The 18,632-nt window shown below is 29.5% G+C and carries 20 protein-coding genes and 1 tRNA gene; 11 read left to right on the top strand and 10 right to left on the bottom strand.

What is annotated here, in order from left to right; translation table 11 throughout:
* Positions 1 to 263: 263 nt before the first annotated feature.
* Entirely contained in the window at positions 264 to 1,790 is a 1,527-nt protein-coding gene (locus ACUSRV_RS06290) for a flavocytochrome c (RefSeq protein ID WP_490141080.1), read from the top strand.
* 119 nt (positions 1,791 to 1,909) lie between these two features.
* A tRNA-Asn gene (locus ACUSRV_RS06285) sits at positions 1,910 to 1,984 on the top strand.
* A 65-nt stretch (positions 1,985 to 2,049) separates the two neighbouring features.
* Here the strand turns inward: ACUSRV_RS06285 and ACUSRV_RS06280 are convergent.
* Both ACUSRV_RS06280 and ACUSRV_RS06275 read right to left on the bottom strand, forming a co-directional pair.
* A complete protein-coding gene (locus ACUSRV_RS06280) occupies positions 2,050 to 2,319 on the bottom strand; it encodes a Mor transcription activator family protein (RefSeq protein ID WP_490141079.1) in 270 nt (89 codons plus the stop codon).
* Positions 2,320 to 2,441: 122 nt separating this feature from the next.
* On the bottom strand, positions 2,442 to 2,849 hold the full coding sequence (locus ACUSRV_RS06275) for an ATP-binding protein (protein WP_490141078.1): 408 nt from the start codon (positions 2,847 to 2,849) through the stop codon (positions 2,442 to 2,444).
* Between the two features lie 32 nt (positions 2,850 to 2,881).
* Here ACUSRV_RS06275 and ACUSRV_RS06270 point away from each other — a divergent pair, with 32 nt between their 5' ends.
* Positions 2,882 to 2,941: a hypothetical protein gene (locus ACUSRV_RS06270; protein ID WP_490141370.1), complete on the top strand. Its 60-nt coding sequence runs from the start codon at positions 2,882 to 2,884 to the stop codon at positions 2,939 to 2,941.
* Positions 2,942 to 2,965: 24 nt separating this feature from the next.
* Here the strand turns inward: ACUSRV_RS06270 and ACUSRV_RS06265 are convergent, their stop codons facing one another.
* Positions 2,966 to 4,384, bottom strand: a complete 1,419-nt coding sequence (locus tag ACUSRV_RS06265) for an MATE family efflux transporter (RefSeq protein ID WP_490141077.1) — start codon at positions 4,382 to 4,384, stop codon at positions 2,966 to 2,968.
* Between the two features lie 11 nt (positions 4,385 to 4,395).
* Entirely contained in the window at positions 4,396 to 4,827 is a 432-nt protein-coding gene (locus ACUSRV_RS06260; protein WP_490141076.1) for a MarR family winged helix-turn-helix transcriptional regulator, read from the bottom strand.
* 248 nt (positions 4,828 to 5,075) lie between these two features.
* Between ACUSRV_RS06260 and ACUSRV_RS06255 the strand changes: the two genes are divergently transcribed.
* Together ACUSRV_RS06255 and ACUSRV_RS06250 are read left to right on the top strand one after the other, a co-directional pair.
* Positions 5,076 to 5,408 carry a hypothetical protein gene (locus tag ACUSRV_RS06255; protein ID WP_490141075.1) on the top strand — a complete coding sequence of 111 codons (333 nt, stop codon included), beginning with the start codon at positions 5,076 to 5,078 and terminating at the stop codon, positions 5,406 to 5,408.
* 133 nt (positions 5,409 to 5,541) lie between these two features.
* Positions 5,542 to 5,805: a hypothetical protein gene (locus tag ACUSRV_RS06250; protein WP_490141074.1), complete on the top strand. Its 264-nt coding sequence runs from the start codon at positions 5,542 to 5,544 to the stop codon at positions 5,803 to 5,805.
* Between the two features lie 78 nt (positions 5,806 to 5,883).
* On the opposite strand, the gene ACUSRV_RS06245 is transcribed toward ACUSRV_RS06250, so the two are convergent.
* Positions 5,884 to 7,557, bottom strand: coding sequence for a flavin monoamine oxidase family protein (locus ACUSRV_RS06245; protein WP_490141073.1), 1,674 nt, complete (start codon positions 7,555 to 7,557; stop codon positions 5,884 to 5,886).
* 135 nt (positions 7,558 to 7,692) lie between these two features.
* Between ACUSRV_RS06245 and ACUSRV_RS06240 the strand changes: the two genes are divergently transcribed.
* The 5 genes from ACUSRV_RS06240 to ACUSRV_RS06220 all read left to right on the top strand — a co-directional run bounded on the left by ACUSRV_RS06240 (position 7,693) and on the right by ACUSRV_RS06220 (position 11,604).
* Entirely contained in the window at positions 7,693 to 8,424 is a 732-nt protein-coding gene (locus ACUSRV_RS06240) for a DUF4397 domain-containing protein (protein ID WP_490141072.1), read from the top strand.
* Positions 8,425 to 8,437: 13 nt separating this feature from the next.
* On the top strand, positions 8,438 to 9,163 hold the full coding sequence (locus ACUSRV_RS06235; protein ID WP_490141071.1) for a DUF4397 domain-containing protein: 726 nt from the start codon (positions 8,438 to 8,440) through the stop codon (positions 9,161 to 9,163).
* 47 nt (positions 9,164 to 9,210) lie between these two features.
* A complete protein-coding gene (locus ACUSRV_RS06230) occupies positions 9,211 to 9,960 on the top strand; it encodes a LysM peptidoglycan-binding domain-containing protein (protein WP_490141070.1) in 750 nt (249 codons plus the stop codon).
* A 288-nt stretch (positions 9,961 to 10,248) separates the two neighbouring features.
* Entirely contained in the window at positions 10,249 to 10,587 is a 339-nt protein-coding gene (locus ACUSRV_RS06225; RefSeq protein ID WP_490141069.1) for a hypothetical protein, read from the top strand.
* 102 nt (positions 10,588 to 10,689) lie between these two features.
* Positions 10,690 to 11,604, top strand: coding sequence for a selenium metabolism-associated LysR family transcriptional regulator (locus ACUSRV_RS06220; RefSeq protein WP_490141068.1), 915 nt, complete (start codon positions 10,690 to 10,692; stop codon positions 11,602 to 11,604).
* Positions 11,605 to 11,619: 15 nt separating this feature from the next.
* Here the strand turns inward: ACUSRV_RS06220 and ACUSRV_RS06215 are convergent, their stop codons facing one another.
* Genes ACUSRV_RS06215 through pdxR form a run of 3 tightly spaced genes read right to left on the bottom strand, consistent with a single transcriptional unit; the run spans position 11,620 to position 14,670 of the window.
* On the bottom strand, positions 11,620 to 12,999 hold the full coding sequence (locus tag ACUSRV_RS06215) for an aminopeptidase (protein ID WP_490141067.1): 1,380 nt from the start codon (positions 12,997 to 12,999) through the stop codon (positions 11,620 to 11,622).
* Between the two features lie 22 nt (positions 13,000 to 13,021).
* The gene (locus tag ACUSRV_RS06210; protein WP_490141066.1) at positions 13,022 to 13,234 is read right to left on the bottom strand and encodes a DUF896 domain-containing protein; all 213 of its coding nucleotides are present in this window, start codon (positions 13,232 to 13,234) and stop codon (positions 13,022 to 13,024) included.
* A gap of 11 nt (positions 13,235 to 13,245) precedes the next feature.
* Positions 13,246 to 14,670, bottom strand: a complete 1,425-nt coding sequence (gene pdxR / locus ACUSRV_RS06205) for a MocR-like pyridoxine biosynthesis transcription factor PdxR (protein WP_490141065.1) — start codon at positions 14,668 to 14,670, stop codon at positions 13,246 to 13,248.
* Positions 14,671 to 14,768: 98 nt separating this feature from the next.
* On the opposite strand from pdxR, the gene ACUSRV_RS06200 reads away from it, so the two are divergent.
* On the top strand, positions 14,769 to 15,563 hold the full coding sequence (locus ACUSRV_RS06200; protein WP_490141064.1) for a histidinol-phosphatase HisJ family protein: 795 nt from the start codon (positions 14,769 to 14,771) through the stop codon (positions 15,561 to 15,563).
* A 143-nt stretch (positions 15,564 to 15,706) separates the two neighbouring features.
* Here ACUSRV_RS06200 and ACUSRV_RS06195 read toward each other — a convergent pair whose 3' ends face one another.
* Both ACUSRV_RS06195 and ACUSRV_RS06190 read right to left on the bottom strand, forming a co-directional pair.
* Positions 15,707 to 17,185 carry a PAS domain-containing sensor histidine kinase gene (locus ACUSRV_RS06195; protein WP_490141063.1) on the bottom strand — a complete coding sequence of 493 codons (1,479 nt, stop codon included), beginning with the start codon at positions 17,183 to 17,185 and terminating at the stop codon, positions 15,707 to 15,709.
* Positions 17,186 to 17,344: 159 nt separating this feature from the next.
* Positions 17,345 to 18,619, bottom strand: a complete 1,275-nt coding sequence (locus ACUSRV_RS06190) for an amidohydrolase (protein WP_490141062.1) — start codon at positions 18,617 to 18,619, stop codon at positions 17,345 to 17,347.
* Positions 18,620 to 18,632: the final 13 nt, after the last annotated feature.

The raw sequence follows: 18,632 nt of genomic DNA, 5'->3' as shown, positions 1-18,632 counted from the left end.
TTATATATATAACAAAGTATTTTTTATGACCAAAATGTGTTTTTAAAGTTCAAAATGTTTGAATAAGTAAAGGTTGATGTTATTATCTACTCATATATCACTACAACAAAATATCAGAACAGGATAATCAAATTTTGATTTTGTCCTAAAATTTAACGAAATATTGGGGGTAAAGCAGAGATGCCAAACCTTATAATATATAAAAATCAAGTTCTCTAAGTTTTCGAGAGCGTACTTACACTAATGAGGAGGAATGATTAACAATGCAAAAGAAAGTATCAAAAGTGCTTATTTCCGTTCTCTCGCTAATGCTCCTAGTCACAGGATGTAGCAGCACCCAGACGGGAAACCAGAATCAAAACACTGAAAAAAATAAGGCGTCCAAAGAAACTGAAGCCGTTTCTAGCGCATCTAAAACTAGCTACACAAGTATCGATAAACTAAAAGATAAATATGATATCATAATTATCGGTGCGGGTGGTGCCGGAATGACTGCAGCCCTTGAGGCAAAAGCTAACGGCATGAACCCAGTTATTTTTGAAAAAATGCCGGTTGCAGGGGGTAATACATTAAAATCATCTTCTGGAGCGAACGCCTCCGAAACAAAGTTCCAAAAAGAACAAGGAATTAAAGACAGCAATAATTTATTTTATGAAGAGACATTAAAAGGCGGTAAAGGTACTAACGACAAAGATTTGCTTCGTTTCTTCGTTGACAACTCTGCAAGTGCAATCGATTGGTTAGATTCCGAGGGAATTAAATTAAATAATATAACAATTACTGGAGGTATGAGTGTAAAACGTACTCACCGACCTGAAGACGGTTCCGCAGTGGGTCAATACCTTGTTAGCGGTTTATTGAAAAATGTACAAGAACAAGATATTCCACTTTTTGCAAACGCCGAAGTTAAGGAAATAATAGAGAAAGATGGCAAAATTAACGGTGTTAAAGTTATCTTCAACCAAGAAGATGAGAAAACAATTAGTGCAGACGCTGTAATTGTGGCAACAGGTGGTTATGGGGCTAATATGGATATGATATCCCAATTTAGACCTGATTTAGCAGATATAGTTACAACAAACCAACCAGGAACTACTGGTGATGGTATAAAAATGGTTGAAAAACTTGGAGGTACAGCGGTTGATATGGATCAAATCCAAGTTCACCCAACAGTACAGCAAGAAAAATCTTATCTTATAGGGGAAGCAGTTCGTGGAGAAGGCGCAATTCTAGTTTCTAGCAAAGGTAACCGTTTCGTAAACGAACTTGGTACTCGTGATGCAGTAACATCAGCAATTAATTCACTTCCTGAAAAATCGGCTTTTCTTGTATTTGATGCCGGCGTAAAATCTCGTGCTAAAGCCATTGAGCAATATCAAGAAATGGGCTTCGTAATCGAGGGAGATTCTATAGAAGCATTGGCAAAAAAAATGAATGTTCCGGCTGACCAGCTAAAAAAGACTCTGGGTGCTTGGAACAACTCTGTGAAGAATAAAAAGGATGCTGAATTTGGCAGAACAACTGGAATGGACAACGACTTGTCTGGGGCGCCATTTTACGCTATCAAAATTGCTCCTGGAATTCACTACTCTATGGGTGGCGTGAAAATCAATGCCAACTCAGAAGTTTTAAATAAAGAAGGTAATCCTATTCCAGGTCTTTATGCAGCAGGTGAAGTTACTGGGGGCTTACACGGTAATAACAGAATTGGCGGTAACTCTGTTGTTGACATAGTTATTTTCGGTCGTCAAGCTGGAATTAAATCTGCTGAATACGTAAAAGCACAATAAACACCAAAGTTGTATCAAAAGCACTCATTTATTGGGTGCTTTTTTATTTTATAAAAATTTATAAATAAATGTATAATAACAAAAAAAATGATAATAATAGTTTATGTAAGATAAAACATTCCAAGATAGCTCAACGGTGGAGCACTCGGCTGTTAACCGATAGGTTGAGGGTTCGAATCCCTCTTTTGGAGCCAATAGAAAAAGAGTATGGTCTACTCCCCCTGATCATACTCTTTTTCTATGTAACTGTCGTATTGAATTAAAATTTATCAACTATTATTTTACGTATTTGTACCTCACTTACATTGAACTTCCTTGCAAGCTCCTTGTAATTCCCTCCATCAAAACTCTCTCTAATAACTCTATTTCTAATAGGTTTCACAAGTGAATTTTCTGTAGGTATGTATAGTGAAGTTCCCCCACATAACTTACATAACTTACATAACTTAATAAAATCATCTATTCCTATTTCATCAACTATATCCATAAGTGAAATCGGTATATCTTCTTTGGTCAAGTATTTCAGCATATTATCCCCCTACATAACACTAATTAACTACCATAAATTCTATAATTTAATTTCTGTCCTTTAAGCTCTACTATATAGTCCTTACTCATCTCTATAATCCTACTTCCAATAGATTCGTCTAATTATAAAAGTTCATCTAATAATTTCTCAGTACTGACTATAATTGGTTTGTTTTTTAGATATCTGTAATTAATAAGCTCAAATATAATATTTATATCTGACTTAGTAATACTCCCTTTGAATAAATCATCAATTAAAAGCACCTTAGCTTCTTTGTATCTTTTTAGCTCTCTATTGTAATTTTCTTCATCCATAATACTTTGTTTTATCCTAGTTATAGTATCTCTATATGGCATATACACAACCCCTACAGATTCTTTCATAAGATTATTAACAATAGCAGTTGATAGATGAGTTTTTCCACTACCTACTTGTCCCATAAGTATTATAGAGTTTTTTCTAGTATCTTTTATATTTTCAAAATTAGAATAATATCCTTCAGCTTTTGAGAAAGCTTCAAGTAGTTGCAAAGAATGTATTTAAACCTAAAGGTGCTGATTTGGTGGGAATTGTAGAAGCTAAAATAATAGCTACCGATACTACTGAATTTGAATTAGTATAGTTATATACAAAAAAGCTCAGTATTTTATACTGAGCTTTTTGGGCATGAATTTATATAGGTTTCGCCTTTATTTACTTTCTCTTTCTCTATCTGTACTTTTTCATCTTTATAAGAACTAAATTCTTTTCTTATTACAATTGCAGTTATTATAGTAGCTACAAGGTCCGCTACTGCTTGAGCTATCCAAACACCATCTAATTGTAAGAATCTAGGTAATATAATTATCATAGGTATTAATAATATTACTTGTCTTAATAAACTTAACATCATAGATTTCTTAGGCTTACCTACTGCTTGAACATATGTTGAACCTACAATTGATATAGCTACTATAGGTAGGGCAAATGAATATTTTTTAATTCCATTTACAGTTATATCCATAAGTTCTTTGTCTTTACCAAATAAACTTACTAGGCCTTCTGGTGCAAATTGTATTACAAGCCATCCTAGTATTAACATAATAGTTGAAGCTATTACAGATATTTTATATGTTTCTTTTGCTCTATTATAATTTTTAGCTCCATAGTTATATCCTATTATAGGCTGAGCTCCTTGAGTTATACCAAATATAGGCATTAAGAATACCATCATTATTGAAAATATTGTAGCCATAGCTCCTATAGCCAAATCTCCACCATATGTTTTCAAAGCATTGTTACTTATAACTTGAACCAAACTTGCAGCTATTTGAATAACAAATGGTGCAGTTCCTATTACAACTATACTTTTAACTGATTCTGTTTTTAATTTTAGACTTGATATTCTAAATTTCAAGTTAGATTTTCCTCTAAAGAAATATGAAAGACCCCACAAAACTGAAAATGTTTGACATATTATAGTTGCTAAAGCAGCCCCTTTTATTCCCATATTTAATACATTTATAAATAAGAATACTAATATTACGTCTATTACACATGCAACGACCATTATCATTGCTGAAAGTCTAGGATTTCCATCTACTCTTATCATATGGCTTAATGATAAAGAAAGAACAGCGCATACTGTACCTAATAATAATACATTTACATAAGCTTTGGCATATGGTAGTGACCCTTCACTTGCTCCAAATAATTCTAATATACTATCTGCAAACAAAAGCCCTACTATTGTCAGTATTATTCCTATAATTACTGATAATGTTAATGTATTTCCTAAGATTTGTTCTGCCTCATCTTTTCTTCCTTGGCCTAATTTTATAGATATATTAGTTGCTGCGCCTATACCTACAAGTACTGCAAATGCTAATATTATAGTTGTAACAGGCATAGTTACACCTACTCCTGTTATTGCAAGTGGCCCAACCCCTGGTATGTTTGCTATAAATATTCTAGCTATTATGTTATATAGTGCGTTTACCATCATTCCAATTATGGCTGGTATTGAATACTTTATAAGTAGTTTTACTATCGATTCTGTACCTAACATCTCTTGACTTTTATCCATATATTATCCTCCTATTTTTTACTTGTACTTATACATACTTTTTTAAGTAATTTAATAATAATTTCTTTTTCTTCATCAGTAAGATCTTGAGTCATTGTATTTTCCAATTCATCAAAAACCTTGTAAACACTAGATTTTACTTCTTTTCCTTTATCCGTTAAATATACATTGTGTGCTCTTTTATCACGTTCATCCTTTAGTCTTACTATAAAATTTTCATCTTCAAGCTTTTTTAAAGCTCTAGCTGTTGTTCCTTTATCTATTTTTAATGCATTAGCAATATCGTCTTGAGTTCTTCCATCTTTTTTATAAAGTTCTATGAGGAACATTACTTGCCCTGAGCCTATTCCTTTTTCAGAAAGAGATTTTGTAATAAATATTCCACCTTTTCTATAAATGTGAGATATATATTTTCCTATATTTTCATTTCTATCCTTTTCCAATGTATTCACTCCTATTTATAAATGTCAAATCACATTATACGCAACTATATATTATATGCATATTAGTTGTGTTTGCAACTATATTATAGTATATCATATTAGTTGTGTTTGCAACTATATTTCTATAATCTATTTTTTAACATATTAAATATTAATATTAGGTAAATAAATCAACTTAAAATTGTGAATTTCATATATTACTAATATAAAAAATTAGCACTATGTCATATTAATAAGGAGATACTATATTGAATAGCAGAGAACATACTCAAGAACCTCCCACATTATTTAGCTTCTTAAATAATGAATTATCTCTACCCTGTTTAGATTATACAAGTGGATTTGTTAGAGCATTTAACGCCTTGCCTTCAGAGGTTAAATTTGATGTATATATAGACAATATATTATTGGAAAAAGAACTAGAATACAAACAATTTAGTTACTATATTCCAACATCATCACTTGTAAGTCATAATATAAAGGTTTTTTATTCGTCTGATCCAAATATACCTGTGATAGATACACAAATAAAAATAACAAATGCAAATGTAGAAACTTTATGTATCTCTGCAAAACCCTAGATTATTAATTGTAACAGGTGACCCTACCCAACAAGTTTATCGAGATAAAGCATCCCTTAGATATGCTAATTTAACAGAAGATAATATTATAGTTAATATAACTACTGCTAGTAATATTACCGCATATATAACTTTGAAACCAGATGAGTATAATAACTATTTAGTTGCTGACCCAGAAGCATATAGATTTAGATTTATTTTAGCAGATAATCCAGAAAGTAATTATACCCCTTCTATAACTCATAGTCTAAATCCAACTAGAACATATACATTTTATATAGTTGGAAAATTAGATATTGGCGCAAGATATCCATTAGAAATTGTAATATCAGTAGATATGACAACAGTAATAAAAACATGTCCACCTGATATGAAAAAAAACGGTCTTTCTAAATAGAAAGCCGTTTTTTAATATACATAAATTCAATATGATTTTTCTAACATGAATTTCACTTATCTTAAATTCCCTATATAATTATTTATTTTTTCCTGAAGCTACAAAAGCAGCTATTTCATTTGCAGAGCTCATACCAGTTTGCAAAGCACCTTGTATCCAAGCGTGAGTACCTGATATGTGCTCTCCTGAAAATACTACCCTACCACCATACTCTGGTAATTTTGAAACATAGGAAAATAGCCTTTTTTGATTGGGAGCAAGATAATGAAATCCACCTTCAAATGGATATTCCCTATTCCACTGAACAGTTTTATAATTGATTAATATCTTATCTAAATATCCCCTTGGAAGGTTATGAACCATTTCAATATTTCTTTTAATCTTAGTAATTCTTATATTATCTGGTAAGTTACCTAATCTTATTGCATCTAATGCATAACTATATGTGAATAATACTCCAGGATTATAAGAGTTTTCATTACAATTTTCATTTATATCATAAGATGGATACCAAAGAGATACTATAGGCAAATCAGTATAAGAACCTCCTCCACATATTGGTCCATACAATCTATTTTTTTCCCAAAAACGTTCTTCAAACAATATAACAGTTTTGTGTGCTGTTTCATAGTTTAGTTCCCTTATAGCTTGCATTTTTTGAGTAGAAAATTGAGGATATATTTCTATATTTCTAAGAGATGAAAAAGGAATAGCACATACAACATAATCAAAGGTAGAACAATGTGTTTCTTCTTGGTTATATTGATAATATAGTGTTACAGGGCTATTATTTTTAGGTTGAGTAATTCTTGTTACATAATGATTACTTTTAAATGTAACATTTCCTAATAAATCATTGTCTATATCTTTATATTCTTTAGGATACTTACTAGTTAATGATTTATAAAATGATAATGGTAAATTAGCCATTCCTCCATCGATTTGATATACAATTTCAAAGTCAGCAGTGTATTGTTCTTGAAGAAATTCTAATACATTTGTATATAAAACTCCTCCTATAAGTGAATTTACACTAGATAACATACTTATTGCGTCTTGACTTAATCCATATAAAGTTGTTGCCTCACGGAAATTTATAGAATCAAGATATAAAATCTCAGGACTATAATATGGTTTAACCTGAATTAATTCTTTCCTAACTTGTGGAGTTAATTTGAATAAATAGTAATTGAAAACATCATTTAATAATTTATTCCATGGGGTAGCTCTCTCCCTAGGAGTTAAATTATACAAAGGATATATGTTCCTTGACACACTTATTCCATTAGGATCGTTTTGGGCATAGGTATTTTTAACATATCTAATTGCATTCTCATTTGACCATATAAATGGTTTTGTTTCAAGATTGAAAAGATCTATATAGTGCCAAGATGTTTCATGGCCAATTGGTATTCTCATAGCACCTAGTTCAGCATACAGTTTTTTATCTTTATCAAAATAATGGGTGTATATTCTTCCTCCAATTCTATCTTTTAGGGCATCAAATATAGTTATATTAAATCCTAGTTTTCTAAGCTCAAAGGCAGCAGCAAGGCCTGATGCTCCACCACCAATAACTGCTACATTTATATTTTTAAAAGACCCAGGCTTAGCTATATTAGTAATATCAATAGGAGGGCTTAATATATTTAATATATTTTCATAATCTTCTACTCTATTTTCGTTTTTTAAAACTTCATAATACATTTCATGTCTTTGACTTTTGTTGGGGCTATTTATTAATGTACTCATCACAAGCGCTCCTTAAATTTATTATATTTATATATATGTTTAAGAAGAGGTGTGTGATTACTATATTTCTTTAACATTAGATAACAAAATTCATATATTAAATTAATATATATTATTGAAAAAGGAGATGTCATTTTGTTTATTTATAGACAACAATATCCAGACTTTACAACATTGTTTCAATTTTTAAATAATGAACTAGGTAAGATTTGTTTACCTTATAAAGTGAGCCTTGTTAGAGCACTTAACGCAATACCTTCAGATGCTAAACTTGATGTATATGTAGATGAAATATTATTAGCCCGTGAACTAAAATACAAACAATTTAGTTATGCTATAGCTGTATCAACACTTAGAAGCCACAATATAAGAGTTTTTGATTCTAGCAAACCAGATAGCCCTATAATAGAAACACAAATACAAATACCTGAAGGTCATATAGCTACAATTGCTATAACTGGCACTATAGAAAATCCTAAAATACTCATGTTAACATCTAGTTCTAATCAGCCAACTTATAGTGATAGGGCCTTAATTAGATACTCTAATTTATCCAATAGCGACATTACAGTTAATGTAATAAAAAGTCAGAATGTTATTTCATCTACAATAGTCAAAGCAAATCATCAGGGTCAATATGAAATTATAGCCCCAGAAACATACAAATTTCAATTTAAATTAACAGATTCTGTAGGAAATAATGTTTCATCTTCTGCAATACATGAAATAAAACCTACTAGAATATATAAGTTTTATCTTGTAGGAAGTCCAACTAATGATCAAGATTATCCATTAGAACTTGTACTAGCAGTAGATATTATGACAGTAATAAAGCAGTGCCCACCTATGAGGAACTATTTTTTATAAAGGAGGTGTTATTTTGAATAGACAAGTGACTAATATAAGTTTATATGAATTTTTAACTAAGGAATTAGTTCTTCCTTGTATATCCTACAATACTTCAATTTTTAGAGTTTTTAATGCATTGCCATCAGATGCTAAATTAAATGTATATTTAGATAATGAATTGTTGGCTACTGAACTAGAATACAAACAATTTAGCTTTTATATACCTATACTTGAAGCTGAAACTCACAATATAAAAGTTTTTGTTTCCGGTAAAAATAATACTCCAATAATAGATACACAAATACAAATATATCAAGCACAAATTGAGACATTGGCTATAGTTGGTAATTTACAAAACCCTAGTTTATTGGGTATACCTGGAGAACTTAGACAAGAGCTTTCCCCTTACAAATCAATAATTAGATATGCTAATTTATCCAACAGTAATGTTGTAATTAATATAATATCTAATGAAAACATTATTCAATCTGGACCTATTAATATAAATGAATACAATAAATATTCACTTTTAAATACAGGATTGTATAAATTTGAGTTTATAAATCAAAAAGACAACTTTAAAACTTCTGTTGACACTATTTTAAAGCCTACTAGAGTATATACATTTTATCTTGTAGGAACTTTGGATTCTAATTCTCCAATGTATTTAAGTTATCCATTAGAGCTTGTAATATCAGTAGATATAGCTACAATACTAAAACAATGTCCACCGGATATGAAGCGATATAAAGGATGAACATTTTTATTTTAATAATCATATTTTATTATTAAAGGGGTGAAGAAATGAACACATTTTCTCATAGAATATATTATTATAAAATTCAACCAGGAGATACATTACAATCTTTAGCACAAAGATATTATACAAGTGTTAATTCGATTTTGGCTGCAAATCCATGGTTAAATCCTTATAATTTTTGTGTAGGCCAAATGATTTCTATATATCCTGGAAATTATATATCTAATAATAGACCAACTAATTGTATACCAAACTCAGTATTTGAACTAAGTAACCTTATGCGACTTCTTTGGATGCAGCATATTGAATGGACAAGGGAGGCTATTATATCCCTTGTTGAAGATTATCCAGCTAAGGAGTTAGTTGTTGAAAGATTACTTAGAAATCCAAAGGATATAGGAAAGGCCCTTGAGTCTTTCTATCCAGACCAAATAGTATCAACATTTATCACTTTACTAACAGACCATTTGACAATAGCAGCAGATCTTGTTAATGCAATAAAAGCAGGTGATACAGATACTGCTACTGATGCAAATAAAAGATGGTATGAAAATGCAGATCAAATTGCCACATTTTTAAGTAGTATAAATCCTTATTGGCCTAAGAAAGAAGTTTTGGAAATGTTTAATAGACATTTAGATCTTACAAAGGAAGAGGTTTTATATAGAATTAACAAAGACTATGAAAGTGATATAAAGAACCATTACGATATAATGCAAACACAAATTTTAGAAATGGCAGATATGTTTACAAATGGAATTGTAAAACAATTTCCAAATAAGTTTTTGAATTAATGTATATAAATTTCTATTTTGTCTATAATTAGAATGTACGGAAAACAAAAACATAATTCCCCCAAGAAGTAATACTTAGAAGGCCAGGATATATCCCCCATATCCTGGTCAATTTTTTTGTATTTTTTCAATGTTAGGTAGTATTCCTACATTATCTTTTCCTAATATAATAATACTTATATATTGCATGAAAATTACAATTATTTACTACAATTTAAGTTACTATAAAAGGTAAATTATTCATGTTGTCGAATATATATATCAAGACAGGATTATGGGGGGATTTACATGGGTTTAGCAACTAATAACTTAGAAAATGTAAAGCTAGTGCAGCCAAAATTTAACACTAATACTTTTATTTTAGTTATAATAGCATTTATCTTATTTACAGTAAGAATGTCTGCACCATTTGCAATAACAGCTATAACAATTATTCTTTTTGCTCTTATGCTATTTGATACCTATGTACTTAAAGTACCATGTATATTTTCTTATAGAATAGACTTTGAGTGTCCATGTTGCGGACAAACAACATCTCTTAGACTTGGGAGTATAGAAAAAACTTTTAAAAAAATAGACCACTTAGAAATTAATTGTAAAAACTGTTATAATATATATAATTTATAGAATTCGTGCTTGCTTTTGCAGGCATTATTTTTTTTGTACTTTTACATTGTTAAAATTAAAATGTTATAATATAGTTAATAACTAAACAACCGGAGGATAAAAATGGATTTCAAACAACTTGAGATATTTGTAGCTGTAGCAAAACATAATAGCTTTTCAAAAGCGGCAAAAGAACTATTTTTAACACAGCCTACAGTTAGTTCACATATGCAAAATCTTGAAAATGAATTAAATACAGTTCTTATTAATAGAAATAACAAAAGTGTTAATTTAACTGAAGCTGGAAAAATACTATATGGACATGCCCTTGAAATACTAAACAATCGCCAAAAGGCACTATACAACCTAAATGAATATAGTGGAAAAATAGAAGGAATTATAGATATGGCATGTAGTTCTATTCCTGAAACTTATATACTTCCAGGATTTCTTAAGTTTTTTATAAGCAAATACCCTGATGTTAAATTTAATATAAGTCACTACGACTCACAAGATGCAATATCAGAAATAATAGACGAAAAAATAAGCTTTGGGTTTGTTGGAAGCAAAGTAAATAACCCTCAAATTAAGTATGTAGACTTGGCAGGCGATGAACTTGTTCTTATAGCTTCTAAAGAATTAGAAATCCCTAACGACAACGGCTATATAAATATAGAAGACATAAAAAAATTCAATTTTATAATGAGAAAAGAAGGCTCTGGAACTAGAAATCTTATAGTAAAACAATTTGAAAAAAATAAAGTAGAACTAGAAAATTTTAATGTTATAGCCCATGTTGAAAATAACGAAACAATAAAGGAAATGGTAAGAATAGGACTTGGACTTTCATTTGTATCTTATAGATCAGCTATTGATTATATTGATACTAATAAAATAAATTATTATAAAATAAAAAATATGGAATTTAGTCGTAATTTTTATTTTATTCATTCAAAAAAGAAAACATTCACTCCACTAGAAGAAAAGCTATTAGATGGATTATACGAATATTTTGATATTACAAAAGGAGTTGTCTAAGACAACTCCTTCCTTCTATTTTACAAAAGCTTTGTAGCCTTTGTACATTTCATATATATCTGCTTTAGATACTACTTCGTATGGAGCATGCATGTTTAAAACACCAACTCCACAGTCTATAACATCAGCACCATAGTTTGCTAGTATATAAGCTATAGTACCTCCGCCACCTTCGTCAACTTTTCCAAGTTCGCCTATTTGCCAGATTACATTGTTGTCATTAAATACACCTCTAATACCCGACATAAATTCTGCACTTGCCTCACTAGCTCCACTTTTTCCTTTAGATCCAGTATACTTAGTAAGTACAACCCCTTTTCCCATATATGCATTATTTCTCTTATCTATAACTTCTGGGTAATTTGGGTCATATGCATTACAAACATCTGCAGACAATACCTGAGAATTAGCTAATGCTCTTTTTAGCTTTAATTCACAATAATCCGTTTGTAAATTAATTAGTTCTGCAACAGTATTTTCAAAAAACTTAGACTGCATACCAGTACTTCCCATAGAACCTACTTCTTCTTTATCTACAAACAATCCAACTGATGTGTATATTGGATTTTCAGCTTCAATTACAGCTCTAACTCCTGCATAGGAACATACTCTATCGTCATGTGCATATGCCAATATCATAGATCTATCAAATCCTAAATCTCGAGCACGTCCTGCTGGAACTATTTGAAGATCAGCACTTAAAAAGTCACATTCAACCATTTGGTATTTTGCATTTAATAATCTTAATACATTGCATTTAATAGCTTCTTTTTCTTCATCTTTAATTGGCATATGCCCAACTAATAGATTTAAGTTTTCTCCAGTTATGCCTTCACCTAATTTCTTTTGCATTTGACTTGATGCCAAGTGAATTAGTAAATCTGTTATACAAAATACTGGATCATTGTCGTCTTCACCTATAGATATATCTACTGTAGTTCCATCTTTTAATATAACTACTCCATGTAGTGCTAATGGTATAGTAGTCCATTGATATTTTTTGATACCGCCGTAATAGTGAGTCTTAAAAAATGCCATCTCTCCATCTTCATATAGTGGATTTGGCTTTAAGTCTATTCTAGGTGCATCTATGTGTCCACCTATTACTCTCATTCCTTTTTCTATATCTTCATTACCTATAACAAATAAAGCTACTGCTCTATTTCTGTTAACTGCATATATTTTGTCTCCAGGAGATATGCTCTTTTTATTCATAGCTTCTTCTAATGATACAAATCCATTTTCCTGTGCTATTCTCACTATCTCTTTAGCAGACTCTCTCTCTGTCTTTCCAACATCTAAGAAATGCATATATTCCTTAGAGTATTTCATTACAGCATCTAAGTTATCGCATTCTTTCCAAACATTTTTGAATTCGTGTTTTAAATTTTCCATAAATACCTCCAAAATACATTTACTACTTCTTATTATTTTCCTTTTTGTGCTTTTCATATTCATCTGGAGTCATTACTTTTATAGTCTCTAAGTGTCCTTTAAGGTTCTTTTTAAAACCATCTATGTATTCTCTTCTTAAAATGTCTCTTTCTTTAATTTCTTCTTCTGTAAGTCCCACACTTTTGGATTTTTTTGCCAATTCGTTTATTCTATTTATCTTTTCTTCAGTTATCATTGTATTTCCTCCTAATAAAATAATTTGTTGTTTGTAAAGTGAGATTTATACTTATAATTTTGTAAAAACTCATCTAGGTTATTAGATATTATATCTATACCATTTATTATTTCGTCAACTGATGTTGAAGCAATATTAATTCTAAAATACCTATCGTCTACTGGATTTTCAAAAAAATAGCTTCCAGGAAGTATTAATACCCCTTTGTTTAACATAAACTCTCTGAAATCATGAGATGAATAACCTCTAGGAAGTTCCAAAAAGAAGTTTATTCCACCCGATGGTATGTTGTATTTTATCTTACCTTTTAGTTTATTGTCTATAGATTGACAACATGTTTCAAACTTTATATTATATATTTTCCCAACATTTTTCAAGTAATCATACCAATCAAAATGCTCCATATAATAATAAAGTGATCTTTGTATAAGGCCCGATGTTGATATATCACTTGAATATTTTGCCCAAAGCACCTTATTTAATATCTCTGTAGGCATTTCTATAAATCCTATTCTAAGCCCTGGCATAAGTATTTTTGAAAAACTTTTTATATATATAACTCTATTACTATTATCATATGACCTAAGTGGCTTATTGTCATTTGAATTAAATTCAAAATCACTAATAAAATCATCTTCTAATATATAAAAGTCGTATTCTTCAGCAAGTTTTATTAATTGTTCTTTTTTCTTAGTAGCGTATGATATTCCAGTTGGATTTTGAAAATTTGGCATTACATATATTAATTTTGGTCTTATTTTTTCCAACTTCATTTTGAGAAGTCCTATGTCTATACCGTCATTTAGCATTGGTATACCTATAACCTTAGCCCCTCTAGTTTTGAACACCTCAAGTGCTCCACTATATGTGGGCTCTTCAACAAATACAACATCTCCATAATGTATAAGGCTTTTACAAATAATATCTATACCCTGTTGTGCACCAGATATTATTTGTATATTGTCCTTTGAAGTATTTATATTAAGATTATTAAGATATGAACATATACTTTTTCTCAAATTAGTATAACCTAACCCATCGTCGTATTCAAATATAGCTGGCCCTTCTTTTTCAAGTGCCATATTTATAGCTTTTTTGAAATTATCAACTGGGAACATATCCATAGATGGGTTACCTATATCAAAGGTTATAACATCTTTGTTTAATTCTATTTTATTTTCTTCTTTGTATCCATTTATATCACATACATAACTTCCACTTCCTACAACCTTGTATATATATCCTTCCTTTTCAAGTAGTTCATATCCCTTAACTATAGTTGTATTGTTAACATTAAGTAGCTCTGATAATTTTCTTATTGGAGGAAGCTTTTCGTGTTTGTTAAGTTTATTATTTTCTATCATATCTTTTATACGAGTATATATCTGCAGATACTTTGTATTATCTTCATTTATATCTATCTTGTATCTATTCATATTACCTCCTCTATAATATTACATTCCTTGAAGGCTATTATCATCTTTGGTATTATTATTATATAATATCAAATTTTAAATAAAAAGGGGTCATTAATATGTTCTACGATTATCATATGCACTCAGACTTCTCTGCTGATTGCAAAATACCTATGAAGGATATGATAGAAGGTGCTATAAAACTTGGGCTTAATGAAATATGTTTTACTGACCATGTTGATTACGACATAATAGGTGAAAAACCTTTTGAAGTAAATTATGAGGATTACTTTGAAGCTTTAGAAAAATACATAAGAATGTATAAGGATAAAATATCTATAAAAAGAGGTATGGAGATAGGCCTTCAACACCATATAATAGAAAAGTGTTCTAATGATGTATGTGCTCGTCCATTTGACTTTATTATATGTTCTGTTCATGCAATAGATAGAGAAGATTTATATTACGAAAATTTTTATAAGGATAAATCTCAAAGTGAAGCATACAGGGTATATTATGAAAAACTATACGAAATAGTTAAAAATTATAATGACTACTCTGTTATAGGTCACTTAGATATAGTAAAAAGATACGGTGGATATGAAAATCCGCTAAAGGACAATGACTTTGTAGATATAATAGAAATGATTTTAAAGGAAATTATTCATAATGGAAAAGGTATAGAAATAAATACATCTTCATTTAGATACAATCTTCCTGATTTATCTCCATCTACTTATATTCTTCAAATGTACAAGGATTTAGGTGGAGAAATAATAACTACAGGCTCTGATTCTCATATACCTTCAACAATTGGTTATAAATTTGATTATGTTTATCATACTTTAGAAAAACTAGGATTTAAGTATATAACTAAGTTTGATAAAATGAAACCTGAGTTTATAAAATTATAAAATTCGCTGCGCTCATGTCGCCAACGACCTTGAAAAGCAGGTCCGTTACTCAAAAACTCACAATATAAATAACAAAAAAAGAGTATGTTTTCAACTGAAAACATACTCTTTTTTTGAAAAAATAAGTTATAATCTTTAAATTATTAATTATTACTATTATCTTTTATTACTGGGACAAAGAAATAAAACTCACTTCCTTCTCCAAATTTTGAATTAACTCCAATATCTCCACCATGAGCCATTATAATTTCTTTACATATTACAAGGCCAAGGCCAGTACCTCCAACCTTTCTATGATCAGAACTATCTACTCTATAAAACTTAGTAAATAACATAGGAATACTTTCTTGCGGAATTCCAAGACCTTTATCTATTACAGATACATATATAAAACCATCTTTTTCTCTTAATTTTATTGTTATTTCATCGTAATGTGCTGAATACTTTATTGCATTTGAAACAAGATTCGTAATAAGCTGCTTTATCTTTAAATAATCACCATATATATCACTATAATGTCCTGTATCTAAATCTAGTATAATATTATATTCTCCAGATATTTCATAAAGTTCAATAACTTCATCTATAACATCTAATACAGACATTTTGTCTTTTATAAATGCATGTCTCCCACTTTCTATTTTCTGTATATCTAAAAAATCATTTACTAGATCTGATAGTCGCCTTGTCTCTTTATACATTGTATCGTAATATTTTTTTACTTTTTCTCTTTCTAAATCTTCTTTACTAATTAAAAGTTGAATTAATGCTAAAACTATAGTTATTGGAGTTCTTATTTCATGACTGACTGTATTTACAAACTCAGTTTTCATTCTGTCTATTTCTTTTCTTTGTGTAGCATCGTCACCATATGCTAACATCCCTGTAACATTTCCGTTATCATCTTTTAATAAAGAAGTATGCCATCCTATTATTATCTCATCGCCGTTCTTTGTGGTTACATAACTTTCGTAATAACTTTTGTGATCTATTGGAATACCCATTACCTTTATATAATCTCTTTTTTGTTCTTCTCTTTTAGGAGCAATCACAAAGTTATCAAACCAGTTTTTGCCTATAATATCTTCTTTACTGCATTTTAAAATTTCTAAACCTTTTTTATTAATAAGCTTAACATTTGCTTCTGTATCAAATGTAAGAATTGCAACATCTGCAATATTAAGATAACTTTGTGCTAGATCTCTTTCTTGTATAATCTGTTTTTCATAATCTATTTTGTCAGTAATATCTCTGCCTATATTCACTATATCAGTAACATTACCTTCTTTATCTTTTATAAAACTTCTTGATATTTCAATAAAAAAATATGTATTGTCTTTTCTTTTATGGTAAAATGTTCCTAAATTTTCTTTATGTGATTTTTCAATTGAAATTTTATAATCATCTTCATTTTTCCACAATACTGTACTTTTTTTTCCTATTATCTCATTATCACTATATTTATAACATTTTCTAAATGCATTGTTTACAAACTTTATATTATAATTTTCATCAGTTATATATACAATATCATTTATATTTTCTATTAAGTGATATTGTATATATAACTTGTCTATTTCATTATCCTTTATATGTGAAATTTTCGGACTCAAATTTTCCATAAAACCTCCTTTTTAAAAATTCTGGTTTTAGATAAGGTATGTGCCTGTGTTATATCCTATTTCTTACTATTTTACTGTCTTTTTAATATTATTGTCAATTTATATAATATAAACTTAATTTTTAATTATAATGAAAAAGACCAATTATATAACTGGTCTTTACTTAACCAAAGCTTCTAGTTTATCTATATCGTAATAAAGCTTTTCTATATCTATAGTCTTTAGTTCCCTTTTTTCCATAAGTATCTTACCATCTACTATAACAGTATCTACATCTGATCCTTGAGCTGAGTAAACAAGATTGCTTACTGTATCAATATCTGGATATAAATGTGGTTTTCTTAAGTCTATAAGAATTAAATCAGCCTTATACCCCTCAACTACATCTCCTATATTCATATTAAATATATGCTTTCCATTATATGTTGCAAGTTTAAGAGTATCACTAGTGTTTAAAACTGTTGGGTCTAGACTATAACCTTTGTGTATCATTGAAGTTAAATGCATTTCTTCAAACATATTAATATTGTTATTACTAGCACTTCCATCTGTTCCTATTGTAACTATTGCACCTTTTTCTATTAACTTAGGCACAGGTGATATACCACTACCTAGCTTTAGGTTTGAAGATGGGTTGTGTGCACATATAACATTATTACTTGCTAGAATTTCTATATCGTCATCATTTATATGAATACAATGTGCTGCTACTACTTGACTATTAAAATATCCTAAATCATAAAAATATTTAACAGGTGTTACTCCAAATTTATCATGTGCGAAATCTACTTCATCTTTTGTTTCTGCTATATGGGTATGTATACCTACCCCTAGTTTATTTGCATAATTTAGTGAGTCTATTAAAAACTCATTAGAACAAGTATACATTGCATGTGGTGCTATTTTTACTTGGATTCTACCATTGTCTAAATTGTTATAGTTATTGTAAACAAAGTCTATGTCTTTTTTTATAGCGCCAAAATCATCTCCCATTATACTAACCCCTATGCTTCCTCTAAGTCCGCTATCATAAACTCCCTTTGCTGAATATGTAGCATTAAAGTACATATCGTTAAGTGATGTTGTTCCGCTCATTATAAGTTCTGCACAAGATAGTAGTGATCCTAGATATATATGATCATCGCTTAAGTTTTTTTCAGCTGGAAAAACATGATTATATAACCAGTCCATAAGCACCTTATCAGAGCCAACTCCTTTTAGCAAGCTCATAGGTATATGAGTATGGGCATTTGTCATTCCAGGCATTAGTAGTTTATGTTTTCCATCTATTTCATAACTATATACAAAATCATTAGGTATATCTTTACTTATAAACTTTATAATATCTTTTTCTATTCCTACAAACATATTTTTAAGTATAGTTGCTTTTGACCTAACTTGAAGTAAGTTTACATTTTTTATTAATATGTTCATTTTATATCCCCTT

The organism is Sporacetigenium sp. TC11 (genome assembly GCF_058146105.1).
The sequence above is the reverse complement of the archived record's forward strand: the minus strand, read 5'-3'. Positions and strand labels throughout refer to the sequence as shown.

Coding starts and splice junctions, on each gene's coding strand:
- ACUSRV_RS06290 (WP_490141080.1), top strand. CDS start 264: ATGCAAAAGAAAGTATCAAAAGTGCTTATTTCCGTTCTCTCGCTAATG.
- ACUSRV_RS06280 (WP_490141079.1), bottom strand. CDS start 2,319: ATGCTGAAATACTTGACCAAAGAAGATATACCGATTTCACTTATGGAT.
- ACUSRV_RS06265 (WP_490141077.1), bottom strand. CDS start 4,384: ATGGATAAAAGTCAAGAGATGTTAGGTACAGAATCGATAGTAAAACTA.
- ACUSRV_RS06245 (WP_490141073.1), bottom strand. CDS start 7,557: ATGAGTACATTAATAAATAGCCCCAACAAAAGTCAAAGACATGAAATG.
- ACUSRV_RS06230 (WP_490141070.1), top strand. CDS start 9,211: ATGAACACATTTTCTCATAGAATATATTATTATAAAATTCAACCAGGA.
- ACUSRV_RS06225 (WP_490141069.1), top strand. CDS start 10,249: ATGGGTTTAGCAACTAATAACTTAGAAAATGTAAAGCTAGTGCAGCCA.
- ACUSRV_RS06220 (WP_490141068.1), top strand. CDS start 10,690: ATGGATTTCAAACAACTTGAGATATTTGTAGCTGTAGCAAAACATAAT.
- ACUSRV_RS06215 (WP_490141067.1), bottom strand. CDS start 12,999: ATGGAAAATTTAAAACACGAATTCAAAAATGTTTGGAAAGAATGCGAT.
- ACUSRV_RS06210 (WP_490141066.1), bottom strand. CDS start 13,234: ATGATAACTGAAGAAAAGATAAATAGAATAAACGAATTGGCAAAAAAA.
- pdxR (WP_490141065.1), bottom strand. CDS start 14,670: ATGAATAGATACAAGATAGATATAAATGAAGATAATACAAAGTATCTG.
- ACUSRV_RS06200 (WP_490141064.1), top strand. CDS start 14,769: ATGTTCTACGATTATCATATGCACTCAGACTTCTCTGCTGATTGCAAA.
- ACUSRV_RS06195 (WP_490141063.1), bottom strand. CDS start 17,185: ATGGAAAATTTGAGTCCGAAAATTTCACATATAAAGGATAATGAAATA.
- ACUSRV_RS06190 (WP_490141062.1), bottom strand. CDS start 18,619: ATGAACATATTAATAAAAAATGTAAACTTACTTCAAGTTAGGTCAAAA.